Below are 495 nucleotides of genomic sequence, written 5' to 3' on the forward strand. Positions count from 1 at the left end.
GAATAAATATATTCTGATGCTCGATTCACATAGCCTGCCCTTACAGGATTTAAATGTATATAATCCAGTTTAGACCACATAAATTTATTGCTGTAAATTTCTTCGGCATGATTTCCGTACTGCCAAAATTGATAAACTTTGTTTCTGGTATGTTTTTCTGCAGCCAGTTTAAATCTTTCCAGCATCCATTCTCTTCTGCTTTCTGGACTATTTTGTACTTTGTCTAGAATGGTTTTTGCTGTAAACTTCTTAAAATCTCGTATTAAATCTGAAAGCTTTCCGTCTTCCGACTGCACAATCATATGAATGTGATTACTCATTATGACATAACCATACAAAACCATTCCTTTGTTTTTAATACAGTAATCTAAGCATTCAATTATAACATCTCTGTAACTCTGACGCGTAAAAATATCAATCCAGTCTATAACTGTCGGTGTGATAAAATGTGGTAGTTTTTGGTCTCTTATTACATAGCCTTCTTTCATTTTTTTT

The 495-nt window shown here is 32.7% G+C and carries 1 protein-coding gene; it reads right to left on the bottom strand.

What is annotated here, in order from left to right; all coding sequences use genetic code 11:
- Window positions 1-488, bottom strand: a 488-nt coding sequence (locus tag DM397_RS00425; RefSeq protein ID WP_111375714.1) for an REP-associated tyrosine transposase, incomplete at its 3' end; no start/stop codon positions are given.
- Window positions 489-495 lie beyond the last annotated feature (7 nt).

The sequence above is a fragment of the Flavobacterium nitrogenifigens genome (assembly GCF_003254565.1).
Taxonomy (GTDB): Bacteria; Bacteroidota; Bacteroidia; order Flavobacteriales; family Flavobacteriaceae; genus Flavobacterium; species Flavobacterium nitrogenifigens.